This window comes from Paenibacillus sp. PsM32 (assembly GCF_030433815.1).
In the GTDB taxonomy this organism is placed as follows: Bacteria; Bacillota; Bacilli; order Paenibacillales; family Paenibacillaceae; genus Saccharibacillus; species Saccharibacillus kyungheensis.
This window is the reverse complement of sequence record NZ_JARUWY010000052.1, coordinates 1-256: the sequence shown is the minus strand read 5'-3', so window position 1 is coordinate 256 and position 256 is coordinate 1. Positions and strand designations below refer to the sequence as shown.

The window sequence follows — 256 nt, the reverse complement described above, 5'->3', positions numbered from 1 at the left end:
GTAGCAAATTATATACGCACGTACTCAACAACGGGCAAATAAAAATAAATGACACAATAATGGAACATGTAATTATAAAAAGTTTTCAAACAAAGCATAATTATTGCAATTATTTAACGCCGGGTTTTTAATTTTTAAAAAAATTTTAAAAATTTTTCGGTGTTTTTTTATATCTCCTCCACCCCCCACAACTAAAATACTTACACCTCCCCCCCCCAAAAAATAAAAAACAAAACCCCCGGGACTGGTGGACAAG

General features: G+C 32.4%; 1 protein-coding gene. It reads right to left on the bottom strand.

What is annotated here, in order from left to right; all coding sequences use genetic code 11:
• Positions 1-72 precede the first annotated feature (72 nt).
• A partial coding sequence (locus QCD85_RS23700; protein ID WP_301264084.1) for a hypothetical protein occupies positions 73-256 on the bottom strand: 184 nt, incomplete at its 5' end.